This window comes from Chroococcidiopsis sp. TS-821 (genome assembly GCF_002939305.1).
Taxonomy (GTDB): Bacteria; Cyanobacteriota; Cyanobacteriia; order Cyanobacteriales; family Chroococcidiopsidaceae; genus Chroogloeocystis.
The window spans coordinates 208908-224909 of the sequence record NZ_MVDI01000001.1 but is presented as its reverse complement, the minus strand read 5'-3'; the positions used below and the strand labels follow the sequence as shown (position 1 = coordinate 224909).

Here is a 16002-nt window from a genome sequence, read left to right as displayed (position 1 = left end):
ACCCACAACGCACATTTTTGATGAAGCTCTTGAACCTTCTGCCTATTACCCTTTGCCTTCAGCCTTTCTTCGCAAAAAACAGACTACCGTAATTTTCAAGTTAATAGAACGCGTGTCCCCTTAGAATCTTATATTGGAGTTACTGCTGATTCTTAAATTGTTGTGAAAGCGATTACTCTTCTTGGCTCTACTGGCTCTATCGGTACGCAAACCCTTGATATTGTGGCGCAGTATCCCGATCAATTTCGAATTGTCGGTTTGGCGGCTGGGCGCAATGTAGAAATGCTTGCGGCTCAAATTCGACAGTTTCGACCAAGTATAGTGGCAATTTGTGTAGAAGACAAACTTCCTGAACTCAAAGAAGCGATCGCCGATCTCGATCCACAACCAATTTTGCTGGCGGGTGAAGCTGGAATCGTCGAAGTGGCGCGTTATGGCGATGCGGAAACAGTTGTGACAGGGATTGTTGGTTGTGCTGGCTTATTACCGACGATCGCAGCGATTGAAGCGGGTAAAGATATCGCTTTAGCTAACAAAGAAACGCTGATTGCTGGTGGTCCGGTTGTATTGCCGTTAATCGAGAAATACAATGTAAAACTATTACCAGCAGACTCCGAACATTCCGCAATTTTTCAATGTCTCCAAGGTGTACCGGATAAAGGATTGCGGCGGATTTTACTTACAGCTTCTGGTGGTGCTTTCCGCGATCTTCCTGTGGAAAAGTTAGCGCAAGTTAAAGTCGCAGATGCCTTAAAACATCCTAACTGGTCAATGGGTAAAAAAATCACGATTGACTCGGCGACGTTGATGAATAAGGGCTTGGAAGTTATTGAAGCGCATTTTCTCTTTGGGCTTGACTACGATCGCATCGATATTGTCATTCATCCGCAAAGCATTATTCACTCGTTGATTGAACTGCAAGATACTTCAGTGTTAGCGCAGTTGGGTTGGGCAGATATGCGTTTACCGTTGTTGTATGCTCTATCGTATCCCGAACGCCTTTATACCGATTGGGAACCTCTCGACTTGGTAAAAGCAGGAAATTTGACATTTAAAGCCCCCGATCATCAGAAATATCCTTGCATGCAACTTGCTTACGCAGCAGGTAAAGCCGGCGGATCAATGCCCGCAGTATTGAACGCAGCTAACGAACAAGCGGTAGCATTATTTTTAGAAGAGAAGATTCGCTTTTTAGATATTCCTCGGTGTATTGAACAAGTGTGCGATCGCCATACTGCAGATAATTGCGCCAATCCATCGTTAGAAGACATTGTGAACGCGGATCGTTGGGCGAGACAAGAAGCGATCGCTGTTTGTGAAGCGTTGGATAGTAAGATGGTTAGCCAGCTGCAATAGGCATTTTGCTTCATTAAATCTACGCTAGTTGCTACAAAGGGAGAAAGCCCCCTAAATTCACGCTGTAGCGGTCAGAGGCTAAGAAGGCGGTATGGATTATACTGTATGTGTTTTGTAGTATGAGTACACTATTAATATCACTTACACCAAGAGACAGCAGAATTATGCCTTGTTTTTGCTGCTTTTGACTGGGGATGGAATATATGCAATTGTGCATAAGACTTGTGAAAAGCTTGAGTTTAAAAATAAAATACGGATAGACTACCCATAAGCATAGGTATCTGGGGATTTACGCAAAACGCAACCAACCAAACAATTCAGCTGCGGGGAGTTGCCAATCTTTTAGCACATCCAAAACTGGTAAGATGTCTTGTGCTTCTTTCAATTCTGGTAGCTGGTTAGGTTGAAATACGGTGACAGATTCATCCTCAGGATCGATAAGCCAAGCTAACTTAGTTCCCTGCTTAAGACAAAGGCTGATTTTACGAATGACGCGATTGGGAGGTTGTTGAGGAGAAAGAATTTCGATTGTCCAATCTGGGTGAATTTCAAACTTATTCGCAATTCTGCCATTAGGAAGTAACGGTATGTGTTGCCATTCAAAAACGGCGATATCTGGTACGATTGAACCACCGCCAAAGGTGCAGCGTAATTCAGTAAAGGCGTAAGCTAGCTTCTGCGGTTTACCAACTCGATTAATTGCAGAGGTTAACTCGGTTTGAATTGTACTGTGTTCTCCTTGGGGCATAGGTTTTTGGTAAACTTGACCGTCGATATATTCACTTGCAGGTTTGGTCTCTGGTAATTGGAGAAACTCTTCTAAAGAAATTGTTGGTGTCGATTGAGTTGAAGTTACCATCGGTCATCCTCCAAGAAATAATCCCAAAGAACTAATTTTTCGGCTTCTTCACTTACGATACATAAGCGATCGCCCATGCGCAAAGCGACGACTCGTTCCGCTTCGCAGTTGACGACTTAGCGTATCAATCGCCGATTGTCGCAATGGGTAATGGTAAATATCATTAATTATGTTGGGTCACGCTCGACGTACGAGATATAACTTAGTTTGTAAAGCATGAGCCAAAAAAACTTAATCGTTTATTGTTTATTGAGGCGATCGCGACAACGCTTGGTAAACTTTGCATCTCAATCAGCAAACGATAAGCATTTTCACCACCCGCATACTGTTCAATTAAATAGCTAGCGCGGAAATCAGCCCGATAGGAAAGTTGTAGCGTTTCGCGCAGCGTTGGTAGCAGCAATAAATTGCGCACTGGCTATCCACGTGTGGGAGACTTTTAGTGATTGAGAACTTTTTTATCTCTTTTCACTCTTCCTCAAGTTTGGGACACAAGATTTGGTTTATGCAGGAGGTTTATCGGTCTCGGCGATCGCCCTTTTTAAAGATATTCCCTTTCTCTATCTATAAATTCACCAATGTTCTGGGAAATTTGATAAGTTATCACTGGGATTAGTTGTCTGTAGTGCCAGTGCAAAATAGCACCACAAATAAACAATAAACCTCATAATTACGTAAAGCTATGAACCGCCTGAAAACCAGTATTGCTATCTTAGGAATTGTCTACGTTTTGGTGAATACGCCAACGGTTGTTGAAGCAGAAACAACACAACCAGCAATCGAAACAAGTATCCAAAACTATTACAAACAAGGTATTAATCAGTACAATAAGGGTGATGTTCAAGGCGCGATCGCAAGTTTTACTGAAGTGATTCGTCTCGATCCTGCTAACGCAGCAGCTTACGAAAATCGTGGTAACGCTCGCGACGATTTGGGAGATCATCAAGGCGCGATCGCCGATTACAATCAAGCAATCAGCATCAATCCCAACAATGCAACAACTTACTACAATCGGGGAATTGCTTACGATAGGTTAGGAAACAATGAAGCCGCGATCGCTGATTACAATCGCGCGATCGCACTCAATCCGAAGTTTGCTTCAGCTTACAACAGTCGGGGAATTCTGCGGTTTGCGCTGGGTGACGAACTCAACGCAATGGCTGATTTTAACCAAGCGATTCAACTCGAACCAAATCGACCTGGATTTTATTACAATCGTGGCAATGCACGGCGACGTCGCGGTGACAATCGCGGTGCAATTCTCGACTACACTCAAGTCTTACAGTTAAATCCTAAAGATGCAGATGCGTATTTTAATCGCGGTATTGCGCGGTACAACGCAGGCGAACACCAAAGTGCGATCGCTGACTTTAACCAAGCCCTACAAATCAAGCCCAATTACGCAGAAGCATACTACAACCGCGCACTTTCCTACAGCGCTTTAGGGAACACTCAGCAAGCGTTGCAAGACTTCCAACAAGCAGCTAACCTCTATGAGCAACAACAAAAACCAGAGTATTATCAAGATGCTCAAGAACGCATTAGAGAACTGCAATGATAAGCAGAGGAAGCAGAGGTGCAGAGGAAGCAGAGGTGCAGAGGAAGCAGAGGTGCAGAGGAAGCAGAGGTGCAGAGGAAGCAGAGGTGCAGAGGAGAAATAGTGTTTGTTTACGTAACTCATCACTCACCACTCAACACTAACTACCTTCCACCACGCGGTAACGAAATTCCTTTAATTTTCTTAAACAGGGAAACTGCGTAGGAATCGGTCATTCCCGAAATATAATCGGTCACTTGTAAAACTTTGCTATACAGTTGTTCAGTATCTTTAAAATTAGGCAATAGTTTTTTTGTTAAATAACTTTTCGATAAGTTATTGTTAGTCACAGCGCTAACAAACTCTTCTAACAATCCTCCAAGCACTTGATAACCAGCAACTTTTACTTCGACAACTTCACAAGCTTCATAAACATTCTTACGTGTTAATTCGATAATCTCCTTTAATTTTAATCCTGATGCAATTTGCGAAGTTAATGGACTGTCAAAAGTACCAGATAAAAGTTGTTCTTCGCAGTCGAGAAAAACTTGTTTTACTTCAGTAATTAATTTATGAATTGCTTTAGCTCGTAGGTACTTAATCTGTTCTTTTTTATCATCAAATTGCTCAATTTTTTCTCCCTCTAGAATATCAATCAACCACATTTTAGCTTCTGCATAGTCAATGTATCCCATCGAGAAGCCATCTTCTAAATCTACGATGTGATAGCAAATATCATCAGCAGCTTCAACGAGAAAAACTAAAGGATGTCTGCACCACCAAGCAATATCTTTTTGGCGACGAATTAAACCAACTTCTTGGGCTATTTGCGCAAATAGTTCTTTTTCTTCTTGAAAAAAACCATGTTTTTTGGTACTCTTGTTATCAGAATTACTATTATATTTATTAAATGAGTTACTGTTAATCCCAGCTTCTCTAGGATATTTAGTAAATGTTGCTAAAGTTGCACAAGTAAACTGTAAACCTTGGCGATGTTGTGGTTTATCAAGTTTTGTGAGAATTCTAAAGCCTTGAGCGTTACCTTCAAAACACTTGAAATCGGCTTGTTGTCCAGGGGTTAATAGCGATAATACTGCTGCTGCGTTGGGCGATTTAAACCACTCTTGAATTGCGTCTTCTCCGGCATGACCAAAAGGTGGATTACCGATATCATGGGATAGACAAGCTGCCGCGACAATATCGCCAAAATCGCGTGCTGTATAGTCGTATAATTCTTTGGCGTGGCGTTTAACAATTTCTTGCCCGACAAGCGTTCCTAAAGTTCTTCCTACACAAGAAGCTTCTAAACTATGACTTAGACGGCTGCGAATATAATCATTATCTACTAAAGAAAAGACTTGTGTTTTATCTTTTAATCTTCTAAAATAAGAAGAGAAAATAATTTTATCGAAATCTTTCTCAAAAGCTGTTCTTCCAGAATCTTCAACATTCAGATTGTGAAATAATCGACTGCGAGATAGCAGTTTTCGCCATTGCATTGATGACATAGTTAATATCCTATCATTTGGAAACAATCAGCAGTTAAGAAATCAACATGCACTCCTCTTCCACTAAATGAGAACGAAAACTTAAGTTTTCTCCTGCTGATGATATGTATCACAGTTAAAATGAAACGATATGAGGCAATGCTTGTGCCAATAGATTTAATTATTTTAATTGCAGCTTTAATTGTAGCTTGGTTGGTATTCACTGCATTAATTAGAGTCGTCAAGACAACACTTAGCACCGCGCTGACAATTGCAGCGATCGTGCTGATTTTACAAATTGGTTTTGGGGTTCAACCACAACAACTTTGGCAGCAGCTCGTGCAGCTTCCGCAAATCATTCGAGAAGTGTTGAATAGAATTTAGCCCCATTCAGCAACTGTTTCTGCTTCAGCTTGTATGAGAGTTTGTTGTAGGTTAATCCAATCGACTTGAGTACTAGGTCGATCTTGAATTAGCTTACCCTGTTGTAAGTGTAAAACGCGCGTACAGAATAACTCTGCAATCTCTAATTGATGATTCACCATCAAAATGGTCGTTTGATGCGTTGTAGCTAAATCAGTTAAAACTTGTACTAGGTGTGACGATTTACCTGCATCTAATGCAGATGTAGGTTCATCGAATAGTAAAATTTTAGGTTGAATGACTAAAGCCCGCGCGATCGCAACTAACTGTCTTTGCCCTACCGAAAGTTGCAATTCATTGCGATCTAACCACTCTGCGGGAATATGCAAGGCTTCCAGACATTGGGAAACGCGTTGTTGAATTTGTCGTTTTGACAATTTGCGCAACACAAGAGGATAAGCGATCGCCTCTTGTACTGTCATTCCCAACAACTTTGACTCTTGGGGTACTAGTACGATTTGTTGACGTAGCTGCAACACAGGAATTTGGCGATAGTCTTGATTTTCAAACCAAATCATACCTGCTGTTGGTTCGCTTAAGCGATTCAATAGTCGTAACAGCGACGTTTTCCCTGCACCAGATGAACCGACAATCGCAATGCGATCGCCCTTTGAAACATCAAAAGAGATATCTTGTAGTAAAGACTGCGAACCAATCGCAGCCGATAAACTCACCTGCTGTAAGCGCAGTTGTGTTGGCACTCCACACCTATTCCTCGAATACAACTGTAATTAAGTTAAACTACCTTGCGATAGTGCAGTGATAATCGTCCAAGCATCTACTAAGAGTAGTAGCACCGTAAACGCTAGCAAAATTAAATACATCCACGGCTGTGCTAGAGGTTTGACATCTGTTGTATCAATACCTGTCTTCGCTTGTACGTACTCAACCAACCTCGCAAAACCTGCTACGCGCATCGGTAACAAGTAGCCTTTTCCTTCTTTACTTAAAAAATAGTATACTAAACCGCCTTGACCTGTCGTGCGTGGCTTTAAATCCTTGACCTCCGTCCAAGGTAACGCCCACCCTTTACGAAAAAACTTGGGTACCCAGCGCGGATAAGTTACTTGAATTTGTTGTTCATCGACAATAACTCGTTCGCACAACGCCGCGTATAACGCTACAGCGCCAATACTAATCCCTATCCACAACAACACTGGCGGTACAGGTGCTGCTGTCATACTTGATAAAAAAGGCAAAGGTACTGTTAAAGCCATGTATAAACTCATCAACGTCACCCGAATAATGGGCGAGATGCGAAACGTCGTATTTTGTTGAGTAGGCGCGTTAACAACCACGATTTAACCACAAGAGTATTTATCTTTTATTATTACCTTGCTGTTACTATTCTTATCGAATGTTGCTCAGCTTGCCTCATGCGTAAAAGCAGCTGGCGTGGATATAGAATGCCAAATTCACAATAAAAAACCGCCACTAGCTAGCTTGATGGCGGTTGCTTGAGCAATCGGAGGGTGTTAACAGCTTAATCTAAACTGATAGTGGCTCATCGTAGCATAGTTTACACTTAAGTAAATACGCTTACTTTCCCACAGCATTGGTATAAGCTCGCATTGGTTCTTGAATCCAGCGGATATAGAGATGTTTAAACGTAGACTGAATGATCCGCGGCATGCCAAAATCAATTGGCACAAGCGCATCGGGTAATTTCCAATCGTCTACCTGCAACGTGGTAGGTTGTAAAAGCGGAAAGTGAATTTGAGTTGTATCTGCACACAATCCAAGACGTGCTTGAGCCGCAATTGTAGGTACGCTTTGAGGTGTCACTTGCAATATATCGACGATCGCGCGATCGAGTGCAAAGACGTTTGTCGCTGCACCAAGTACGCCTAATTGTCGTGGTTCGCCTCCACTAGGACCATTGCCTTCATGACCGATAATGCCATCAATAATTGTTAAATCTGGGTTAATTGTCCGCGCAGTTTCGACAAGCATTTGGGCAAAGCGGTTAAGATCTTTTCCAGCTTCCATATGCCACCAAGCTTTCATCTTTCCTGGAACGCAGCCAAAGAGATTTTTCACGCCGAGGGTTAACGTAAGTTGGCTGTGCGATTTCACCTTGGGTAGATTAATGACGACATCCGCTTCCATTGCTTCTTTACACAGCAGCAAGTGGTTAAACTCTTGACTGACTGTTTGATAGCGTTGCCCGTGAAAGTCTACAATAGGCAAATTCAGTTCAGAAATTAACGGTTGATAGCCGTTGGCGATCGCCACACCTTTAGCACTCCCAAATGCAGGGCTATCGCCTAAAAATGGCTTACCCCCAAGATCCATCACCATCTGCGCTATGGTGTAAACTAACTCAGCACGCGTTGTGCATTCTTTATCAGGGCGCGAACCTGTGAGTAAATTCGGTTTGAGTAACACGCGATCGCCAGGTTTGATAAAACCCTTTAGCCCTCCCCAAGGCTGTAATAATTCTTCTACAGCAGCACGTAACAAGGTTCGCTCGTAAGACTGAGCTTGAATTAAACTAACGATTGGTTGCGAATTCTTCATGTTAGATCAATTTGATTAATAGCAAAACCGACTTGCGTTGCTAGACGCGAAAATAAGCTAATCTCATTTTGCTGCCAAATTCGCGGGCGATCGCACTGATGCGCAATCAGTAACCCAAATAACACGTCATTTTGCACGATGGGCGCGACTAAGTTTGCTTTGACGGCGAATTGTTCGAGTAGCTTGATGTAACAGTCGGTTAATTCGGGTTCGTGGTAGATATCGTTAATCGCGCGCACGTGCCCTTGTTGATACAATTCCACATGGCGATCGTGCAGGCACGGATCGCTGATTTTGACGTGTAAAGTTTGTGGCAATCCTGGGGCGACCGATTCGGCGACAATGTTTCCTTGCCACGTGTTGGTGTCGAGTTGATAAATCACCACGCGATCGCTGCGGATCGCGCGACGAATTGCTTTGACTGCGGTTTTGTATAAATCTTCCGCATCAAAGGCTTTTTGTAACTGTAATGTTACTTCTTTTATGAGTTCTGCTTGCGCGATCTCGTCTTGTATTGGCTCAGTCGTATTGGGAAGTAGCGGTGTTGTGGATCTTGGCGCTAAGGCTAGATTGTTTGTTTTGGATGATGTCGTGTTTTGAGGTTTGGTTGCCGTTGTTAGTGGCATTTGCGTGCGATTTGCTAAGTAAGCTGCGATCAGTCCGCACAACAGCAATATTCCTGCCCCAGTTTCTAGGACAAGATTTAATGGTACCTGTCTTCTTGGGACAAAAGCCATTTCTGGCGGATGCGTGATTCCTGCTTGTTCAGGTGTATTATTCTGGAAGGCGATCGCTTGACGATTTGAATTTTCAGCCCTTGCGCTTGTTGCTAATATTGGCAAGATAAAAAATGTAGTGAATAACACAATAATTTTTTGTGTACGCGGAAGTTGCTGTCTCCACATTTGGCGACGGGACGCGTGCATCGTAAATTTATGCCGCGCTTTTGCAGCATTACTGAAATTTTTAGTATTAATGACAAACATAAAATTTTTATAAATTGAAATTTTAGTAGTGTATTGCACAAAATTACAAAATTTTTCGTTATCTTTTTGCATATCTACTAAGTTTCATAGAATGGTTGCTTAAAGATCTTCCTCAAGATAGTATTGTTTAAATTTTTTTTTTTGCAAGTACGCTGATGGATTTACTCTTAAGACAACTCCACTACACTTATTTTGCTGGTAGAGGATTTCAACAGCTTGCAAGTCAGCAAGTACCACTAGCAGTACAGCAAGTCTTTAGCGATCGCATTATTTCCTACTACTGGGATATATTGAATCCTCCGAGTTTAGGATACCGTGCGGTTTACTTACACCAAATAACTTCATCCCAGACGTTATTTGGCTGGCTATATCATGAAGGAATCGACGAAAAATCGCAAAATGCTATTCCTTATTTCATCTGCTACTACTTAGAAGAAACACTCCTTAGCTTTCATTTAGAAACTATATTTACTTATCTACAAAAAGGACCATTAGTCGTCATTGACCGACACAATCCATCAATAATAGAAAAAAAAGTTATCCCTAATTTGTGGAATTATAAACCTGCACGCCCTGGAGTGCTGATATCGCCAGAAGTTTGTCAGCAGTGTCATACAGCCTTAAGTAAAGGAGAATTAATCAATTTATTTGTTCCACTCTCTGCACAAGAAACAGTTATCGTACCTAGCGAACAAACCTATGAGCAGCAAATTGCCAATCTATCAGTTTATCAACATTACATTATCGAGGGAATTATAGACGATTTAGAAAAGCTATCTCATTCCAATCATCAACAGCCGCAGCAATTGTCTTTAAGCAAAAGCAATACACAAACAAATTCAGTTTTATTAACTAAATTCAGCGAGAATTTAGCGATCGCCCTTGCGCCAAATAATGGTGTTGCTCCATCAGAAAAAAACTCTACACAAGATGAGCCACTTACACTAAATAGTATGCCTCTCGAGCGTAATAATATTCAATTTCTACTACGCATTGGAATTATTGCTACAGCACTAGCGGTCACACTTTCAATTTATAGATTAATTCAATTTAGCATTTCTAACCCAACCACTTCCGAAGTTAGTAGTAATAGTAGTATTTCTGTTTCATACAGAACCTTCGCCGAGGTTCCCAATGTTCCTAAAGGCATATTTAACTATGGTGGTTCGCCGACGTTTGCACCGTTACGTTCTCCAGCTATCCTATCTGCAATTAGTCAGTCGCAAAGACAGTTTCAGCTACGTTTTGTTGAACCTGTTGGTGTTCCTCAAAGTTCTAGCGAGGGCATACAAATGTTGCTTGATGGCGAATTAAGTTTCGCACTTTCATCGCGCCCTTTAAAAGAAAATGAATTAAACCAAGCAAAACTGCGTGGCTTTGCGCTTGAGCAAATCCCTGTTGCTATTGATGGTATTACTTTTTTTGTTAATCCTCGCAATCTTATTGTTGGTCTAAATCTATCGCAACTCCAAGATATTTTTTCAGGAGAAATCAATAACTGGAAAACTGTAGGAGGATCGGATCTTCCGATCGCCGCGTTTAGTTTTGATCCGCAAGTGAGTGGTACTGCTGATGTTGTGCAACAACGAGTTTTAGCTGGAAGAGAATTTGGTAATAATGTGCAAATTGTACGCACAGCTAGTGAAGCTATTCTGAAAGTCGCTGCTACTCCTGGCGGTATTAGTTATGCTTCTGCATCTGTTGTCGTCGGACAAAAAACTATCTACCCTCTACCGCTATCTAGAGCACCAGGAGAAATGTTTATTACTCCTTTTGTTGGTGTCAATGAAACCGTTTTGAATAAAACCGCGCTTGCTAACGCTTCATATCCATTAACTCGCCGACTGTTTGTGATTGTCAAGCGTGATGGTAGTCTTGATGAGCAAGCCGGAGTTGCTTATGCGAATTTGTTAGCAACTGATGAGGGGGAAAAATTAATAGACGAAGCTGGTTTTGTACCCATTCGTTGAATAGATATCTTGGTATTACTTGAAGGTAAGTTAAACGAACCGCAGAGGATGCAGGGAACACTGAGGAAAGGGCTAGAGAGGGACTGTATTACTAAAATATAAATACCTAGAACCAAGAACCGCAGATTGACTGTAAAACTGCCTCAGGTTGATTGCGGTTTTTCTCACGACAAATTAAAACCTCTGCTAAGCGACGTTCGGCATAAAATTGGTGAACAAACCAACCTAAAGGCGCGCCGACTAGCACGCCAATGATTAAACCTGTCAGCAAACTTTGAACAAGATTTTTTCGAGTGATCGCAGTAGTAGCCAACTCAAACTTTCTCCTATTTGTTAGTTTTTCAATGCATTATGTATTGTAAGAAAAAGTAGTTTTTCTTGGGTCTTACTTAATGCATAAAATAGTACCTATCTTTGAGTAGAACGCATTGCACTCATTTGCTCTAGGTCGAGTACTTTGGCTAACTCTTCTGCTGTCATTAATCCGCGTTCGAGAACAATTTGTCGCAGCGATTTACCTGTTTCTAAGGACTCTTTAGCAACAGCGGCGGCATTTAAGTAACCGATATATGGATTTAAGGCTGTAACTAGTGCTAAGCTACCTTCTGCGTATGCTAAACAGCGATCGCGATTTGCAGATATACCTTTAATACATTTTTCGGTTAACGCGGCTAAAGTGTTACCTAAAATTTCGATGCTATGAATCAGGTTGTAGGCAATAAGCGGCATCATGACGTTAAGTTCAAGTTGTCCGGCTTGTGCAGCAAGGGCGATCGCATTATCGTAACCCATGACTTGAAAACACACCATTGAAGTCATTTCTGCCATGACGGGGTTGTATTTTCCTGGCATAATCGAAGATCCAGGCTGTACGGGTGGTAGCTGAATTTCTTTCAAACCTGTTTTTGGTCCTGAATCCATTAATCGCAGATCGTGGGAGATTTTAACGCAATCTTGTGCTAAGTTGCGTAAAGCACCCGAAACATTGACAAATGGTGCCATACTTTGCATTGCTGCCATTAAATGCGGTGCAGGGCGTAACGGTTGGTCGATGAGTTCGGATAAAATTTGCGCAACGCGATCGCAATACTGCGGATGCGTGTTTAATCCTGTTCCCGCCGCGCTTCCTCCTAAACCAAGAATGGTAAGATCTTGGGCAGCCGTTTTGATTCTAGTTTCGTGATCGTGGAGAATTTGCGCCCAAGCGCGAAAATTTTCACCTAATCTTACCGGAACCGCATCTTGTAAATGCGTTCTCCCCGAACGGACAATATCTTGAAATTCTATAGCTTTGTTTTCTAAAGCAGCGATCGCACTTGTTAACGCTGGATAAAGCGTTCTTTTGAGTGCTAATAAACCTCCAATGCGAATTGCTGTCGGAATGACATCATTAGTAGATTGTCCGTAATTGACATGATCGTTTGGATTAACGCGCTTGTAGTTTCCCTTGGCGTCGCCTAAAATTTCCAAGGCTCGATTTGCCAAGACTTCGTTGACGTTCATGTGGTGCGAAGTTCCCGCGCCTGCTTGATAAATATCGACAACAAACTGATCGCGCAGTTTCCCCGATAACACCTCATCGGCTGCTGTCACAATTGCTTGACTAATTTCTTGCGATATGCATTCAAGTTCGCCGTTCGCGATCGCGGTGGCTTTTTTAATCAATACACACGCATCAACATACGTTGGTAAAGGCTTAATTCCACTGATCGGAAAATTCTCTGTTGCTCGTAAGGTTTGGATACCATAATAAACATGGTGGGGAATTTGTCGTTCTCCCATCGAGTCGCGTTCAATTCGTACTTGTGCGTCGTGTTGAGTCATGTTGATAATAAAAATAATTCACTCTCAGGTATGATGCCAGATTTATTGATTTGCTAAAACCTAGCAGTGAATAGCATTTTGCAGTTGGGGCGTTGTGCTCGATAGTTTATATCATCCCTAGCTAACGACTGAAAAATTGTTGATAGTAGATAATTGCTAATTTCCCATTACCGCGTTCCCCATTACCGACGCCCACAGATATCATAGGTGTTTAGACAGAATTAATTATTTAAGGATTGTCATTGTGGATATCTCTGTCCTAGTCAGAACCTTCGTTGCTGTATTTGTGCTTGCGGATGCTTTGGGTAATGCACCGATATTTTTAGTTTTGACGAAAGGGATGGAACCACAGCAGCGTGACCGAGTTGTTGATAAAGCTAGTATAGTTGCGATCGCCGTATTATTAAGCTTTGCCTTTGGCGGTCGATTTATTCTCGATTACTTGCACATCAGTATTGCATCCTTACGCGTAGCCGGAGGGTTGTTACTGCTATTAACTGCGTTAAAAATGCTTGAAGGTGAGTTAGATACACCAATTATTGAACAAGGGCGCGATATTGCAATTACTCCTTTAGCGTTGCCTTTACTCGCTGGACCTGCAACGATTACTACCGTGATGCTGTTGATGTCCGAGTCGCCTAATGCGCATTTCAGTGTTGTTGTAGGTACGATTGCCGCAATGGTGGTGACGTGGTTTATTGTGCGCCAGGCAGGGCGGATTGACAAGTGGATTGGTGCCGAAGGCGCAGTAATTGTCACCCAACTTTTAGGATTTTTGCTTGCAGCATTAGCAATTGAAATTGGTAGTGAAGGAATCAAGGAATTGTTTTTTTAACGTCGCTACACGATTTTGGCATACGCGCGCTGCACTCATTACAGCAAGTTGTACGCTCAATGGAAATCAATCCAATTACCCATTACCCATTACCAACCTTAACGTTCGCAATAATGCAACAACATAATCTATTAAAGCCCACCATCTAATCTTTAACTCTTTGTAATTGCCCAGACATCCAATTGAGATAAGTTGTCGAACCAGCAACAATTGGTAGTGCAATAATTTCTGGAACTTCGTAAGAGTGTAGTTCTTGGATTTTTGCGGATAAAGCCGAAAACTGATTTAAATCTGTTTTAATCAGCAATTGCCATTCGGGTTCTTGACAAAGTTCGCCTTGCCAAGTGTATACCGAAGTAATTGGTACGATGTTAACGCAAGCAGCTAACTGCGATTTGACCAACGAAATGGCGATCGCCTCTGCTTCTTGCTGCGAAGCGGCAGTTACCAGTACCACACCGTATTGAGTTACATCAGAAGCACTGTCCATATTGATTCTATGTCACTCCTGACTTATTGTAAGCCGACACGACTTGTTGTGTGAGGTTTTAAATCTCTCAAAATTTCCCGCGCCGCAGCTTCACCTGTTTCACAGCCTCCTTCCATATATCCTTGATAGTTTAAAGAGCAATGTTCGCCAGCAAACAAGAGGTTTCCGACGCGTTCTCCTTCTCTACCATAAAACTGCGACCACTGTCCTACTAAATACGTAGCATAAGAACCTGCACTGTATTGCTCTCCAGTCCAGTATGCTCGAATAGGTTCGCCTGTACGTTGACTTTCAAGCCCAGGAAAAATTTTTTCTATCTGTGCGTGAAATTTCTGTGCTTGGGCTTCTACAGTTCCTCTTCCGATTTCAAAGCCATAACGTCCGCCGCTATAGTTAGTAAGCAATCCACTTTTTCCTGTAGCGTAGCGCGTTGCTTCCCAAGTGTTTTGAAAACCTAAATCGGTAAAAACTGAGCCAGCTGAGTTATAGCGATCGCGCCAAATTCTTTCCTGATATGCAACGATTAGTTTTGAATTTGTACCATAACACAATTGATTAATCACTTGACGTTTAGCGGGTGGTAAATCAACGGCAAGGCGTACGGTGCGTAATACACTAAAAGGAATTGTCAACAAAACACGTTCGTAGTTACGCTCAAAAGTACTTGTTCCAGCGCGGAAACTAGCACGATAACGACCATCGGGTAGACTATGGAGGGCTTCTAACTCTGTTCCAGTTTCAATAAAATTTGCTAGCGGCTGTGCTAAGCGCTCGATGAGTTGTTGATTACCGCCAATAATCTGATAGCGCTCGTCACTGTAGCCATATATTCTAAAATTTTGAGGATCTGTACCAATCAGATAAATCAAATTCAAACTGGATTGTTCGGCGGCTTCGCGTCCGTATTCAGAAGTGTAAGCGATCGCGATTAGTTCGCGTAAAGTTGGGCTGATGGGTTTATCTGCTAAGTACTGTGTAATGGAAGTTCGGTCTAATTGAATTGCAGCAGGAGAGTTTAGATTGGTGGCGATCGCTGCGTCTTTTTCAATGATGGGCGCTAGCGGTATGAAATCTTGTGCAATTTGTTCTAAAGCAATTTTTCTGCCATCAAAGTACCATACGTCCGGTTCTAATCCGCGATCTGCTGCGCGTAAATCAGCTAAGGTTAAGCCAAGTTCAGCGATCAGCGTTTGAATATTCTTATGTCCTGAATCAATAAACTCGCCGCCTATTTCTACGGTTGTTGAGGTTCCAGCGGCGTTAGCCAGACTGCGGATTCTACCACCAAGATGATTTCTAGCTTCAACGATTTCAACGCCTACTCCAGCTTGATGCAATCGATAAGCAGCAGTTAATCCTGCAATACCTGCACCAACAATTAAAACTTTAGCGTTTGCAGCGACGGCAACGCTACGCCGTGCTTGACTTAAAGAAACTCCAGCGAGCGCACCTGTAGTAAATAATCCTGCTTGTAACAAGCGGCGGCGTGAAGTCTTTGTTTGTAAGATTTCAATCAATTCATCAGTTGGAATTGTACTTTTACGCGACAATTGGGCAATCTGGTAAGCACGCTGCAATGCATTGATTAAGGCAAATCTAGCCATCGGTTTGATGTCATTTCAAGTACGATTGATAGCCTTGCCATTGAGGTTTCAGAAAGTCGTCTCAAGTGCGATCGCTGCACTTTGTTATCTGCAACACAATCGCTGTTGATG

At 42.2% G+C, this 16002-nt stretch carries 16 protein-coding genes; 5 read left to right on the top strand and 11 right to left on the bottom strand.

The window, feature by feature from the left end:
* Positions 1–162: 162 nt before the first annotated feature.
* Positions 163–1356: a 1-deoxy-D-xylulose-5-phosphate reductoisomerase gene (gene dxr / locus B1A85_RS01035; protein WP_104545086.1), complete on the top strand. Its 1194-nt coding sequence runs from the start codon at positions 163–165 to the stop codon at positions 1354–1356.
* Between the two features lie 289 nt (positions 1357–1645).
* Here the strand turns inward: dxr and B1A85_RS01030 are convergent, their stop codons facing one another.
* Together B1A85_RS01030 and B1A85_RS01025 are read right to left on the bottom strand one after the other, a co-directional pair.
* A complete protein-coding gene (locus B1A85_RS01030; RefSeq protein ID WP_104545085.1) occupies positions 1646–2215 on the bottom strand; it encodes a Uma2 family endonuclease in 570 nt (189 codons plus the stop codon).
* Positions 2216–2417: 202 nt separating this feature from the next.
* Entirely contained in the window at positions 2418–2630 is a 213-nt protein-coding gene (locus B1A85_RS01025; protein WP_104545084.1) for a hypothetical protein, read from the bottom strand.
* 267 nt (positions 2631–2897) lie between these two features.
* On the opposite strand from B1A85_RS01025, the gene B1A85_RS01020 reads away from it, so the two are divergent.
* Positions 2898–3773 (top strand): tetratricopeptide repeat protein, encoded by an 876-nt coding sequence (locus B1A85_RS01020; protein WP_104545083.1) that lies wholly within the window; start codon positions 2898–2900, stop codon positions 3771–3773.
* A gap of 143 nt (positions 3774–3916) precedes the next feature.
* Here the strand turns inward: B1A85_RS01020 and B1A85_RS01015 are convergent, their stop codons facing one another.
* Positions 3917–5251 (bottom strand): deoxyguanosinetriphosphate triphosphohydrolase, encoded by a 1335-nt coding sequence (locus B1A85_RS01015; protein ID WP_168192363.1) that lies wholly within the window; start codon positions 5249–5251, stop codon positions 3917–3919.
* A 129-nt stretch (positions 5252–5380) separates the two neighbouring features.
* Between B1A85_RS01015 and B1A85_RS01010 the strand changes: the two genes are divergently transcribed.
* Entirely contained in the window at positions 5381–5623 is a 243-nt protein-coding gene (locus tag B1A85_RS01010; RefSeq protein WP_210404112.1) for a hypothetical protein, read from the top strand.
* On the opposite strand, the gene B1A85_RS01005 is transcribed toward B1A85_RS01010, so the two are convergent.
* The 4 genes from B1A85_RS01005 to B1A85_RS00990 all read right to left on the bottom strand — a co-directional run bounded on the left by B1A85_RS01005 (position 5620) and on the right by B1A85_RS00990 (position 9168).
* A complete protein-coding gene (locus B1A85_RS01005; protein WP_104545081.1) occupies positions 5620–6363 on the bottom strand; it encodes an energy-coupling factor ABC transporter ATP-binding protein in 744 nt (247 codons plus the stop codon). The genes B1A85_RS01010 and B1A85_RS01005 overlap by 4 nt on opposite strands.
* 30 nt (positions 6364–6393) lie before the next feature.
* Positions 6394–6891: a hypothetical protein gene (locus B1A85_RS01000; protein WP_371681629.1), complete on the bottom strand. Its 498-nt coding sequence runs from the start codon at positions 6889–6891 to the stop codon at positions 6394–6396.
* 310 nt (positions 6892–7201) lie between these two features.
* Positions 7202–8182 (bottom strand): DUF362 domain-containing protein, encoded by a 981-nt coding sequence (locus B1A85_RS00995; protein ID WP_104545079.1) that lies wholly within the window; start codon positions 8180–8182, stop codon positions 7202–7204.
* Positions 8179–9168 carry a GAF domain-containing protein gene (locus B1A85_RS00990; RefSeq protein WP_168192324.1) on the bottom strand — a complete coding sequence of 330 codons (990 nt, stop codon included), beginning with the start codon at positions 9166–9168 and terminating at the stop codon, positions 8179–8181. The genes B1A85_RS00995 and B1A85_RS00990 overlap by 4 nt, the downstream gene beginning before the upstream one ends.
* Before the next feature lie 155 nt (positions 9169–9323).
* Here B1A85_RS00990 and B1A85_RS00985 point away from each other — a divergent pair, with 155 nt between their 5' ends.
* On the top strand, positions 9324–11138 hold the full coding sequence (locus tag B1A85_RS00985) for a PstS family phosphate ABC transporter substrate-binding protein (RefSeq protein ID WP_104545077.1): 1815 nt from the start codon (positions 9324–9326) through the stop codon (positions 11136–11138).
* A 106-nt stretch (positions 11139–11244) separates the two neighbouring features.
* Here the strand turns inward: B1A85_RS00985 and B1A85_RS00980 are convergent, their stop codons facing one another.
* Both B1A85_RS00980 and B1A85_RS00975 read right to left on the bottom strand, forming a co-directional pair.
* Positions 11245–11451, bottom strand: a complete 207-nt coding sequence (locus tag B1A85_RS00980) for a hypothetical protein (RefSeq protein ID WP_104545076.1) — start codon at positions 11449–11451, stop codon at positions 11245–11247.
* A gap of 95 nt (positions 11452–11546) precedes the next feature.
* The gene (locus B1A85_RS00975) at positions 11547–12962 is read right to left on the bottom strand and encodes an aspartate ammonia-lyase (RefSeq protein ID WP_104545075.1); all 1416 of its coding nucleotides are present in this window, start codon (positions 12960–12962) and stop codon (positions 11547–11549) included.
* A gap of 244 nt (positions 12963–13206) precedes the next feature.
* Between B1A85_RS00975 and B1A85_RS00970 the strand changes: the two genes are divergently transcribed.
* A complete protein-coding gene (locus tag B1A85_RS00970) occupies positions 13207–13797 on the top strand; it encodes a MarC family protein (protein WP_104545074.1) in 591 nt (196 codons plus the stop codon).
* Between the two features lie 145 nt (positions 13798–13942).
* On the opposite strand, the gene cutA is transcribed toward B1A85_RS00970, so the two are convergent.
* Positions 13943–14287, bottom strand: coding sequence for a divalent-cation tolerance protein CutA (gene cutA, locus B1A85_RS00965; RefSeq protein WP_104545073.1), 345 nt, complete (start codon positions 14285–14287; stop codon positions 13943–13945).
* A gap of 23 nt (positions 14288–14310) precedes the next feature.
* The gene (locus tag B1A85_RS00960) at positions 14311–15891 is read right to left on the bottom strand and encodes an NAD(P)/FAD-dependent oxidoreductase (RefSeq protein WP_104545072.1); all 1581 of its coding nucleotides are present in this window, start codon (positions 15889–15891) and stop codon (positions 14311–14313) included.
* Positions 15892–16002: the final 111 nt, after the last annotated feature.

Excerpts from the sequence above, each read along its gene's own strand:
- B1A85_RS01030 (WP_104545085.1), bottom strand. The coding sequence starts at position 2,215 with ATGGTAACTTCAACTCAATCGACACCAACAATTTCTTTAGAAGAGTTT.
- B1A85_RS00990 (WP_168192324.1), bottom strand. The coding sequence starts at position 9,168 with ATGTTTGTCATTAATACTAAAAATTTCAGTAATGCTGCAAAAGCGCGG.
- B1A85_RS01015 (WP_168192363.1), bottom strand. The coding sequence starts at position 5,251 with ATGCAATGGCGAAAACTGCTATCTCGCAGTCGATTATTTCACAATCTG.
- B1A85_RS00975 (WP_104545075.1), bottom strand. The coding sequence starts at position 12,962 with ATGACTCAACACGACGCACAAGTACGAATTGAACGCGACTCGATGGGA.
- B1A85_RS00960 (WP_104545072.1), bottom strand. The coding sequence starts at position 15,891 with ATGGCTAGATTTGCCTTAATCAATGCATTGCAGCGTGCTTACCAGATT.
- B1A85_RS00985 (WP_104545077.1), top strand. The coding sequence starts at position 9,324 with ATGGATTTACTCTTAAGACAACTCCACTACACTTATTTTGCTGGTAGA.
- B1A85_RS00995 (WP_104545079.1), bottom strand. The coding sequence starts at position 8,182 with ATGAAGAATTCGCAACCAATCGTTAGTTTAATTCAAGCTCAGTCTTAC.
- B1A85_RS01020 (WP_104545083.1), top strand. The coding sequence starts at position 2,898 with ATGAACCGCCTGAAAACCAGTATTGCTATCTTAGGAATTGTCTACGTT.
- B1A85_RS01000 (WP_371681629.1), bottom strand. The coding sequence starts at position 6,891 with ATGAGTTTATACATGGCTTTAACAGTACCTTTGCCTTTTTTATCAAGT.
- cutA (WP_104545073.1), bottom strand. The coding sequence starts at position 14,287 with ATGGACAGTGCTTCTGATGTAACTCAATACGGTGTGGTACTGGTAACT.
- B1A85_RS01010 (WP_210404112.1), top strand. The coding sequence starts at position 5,381 with ATGAAACGATATGAGGCAATGCTTGTGCCAATAGATTTAATTATTTTA.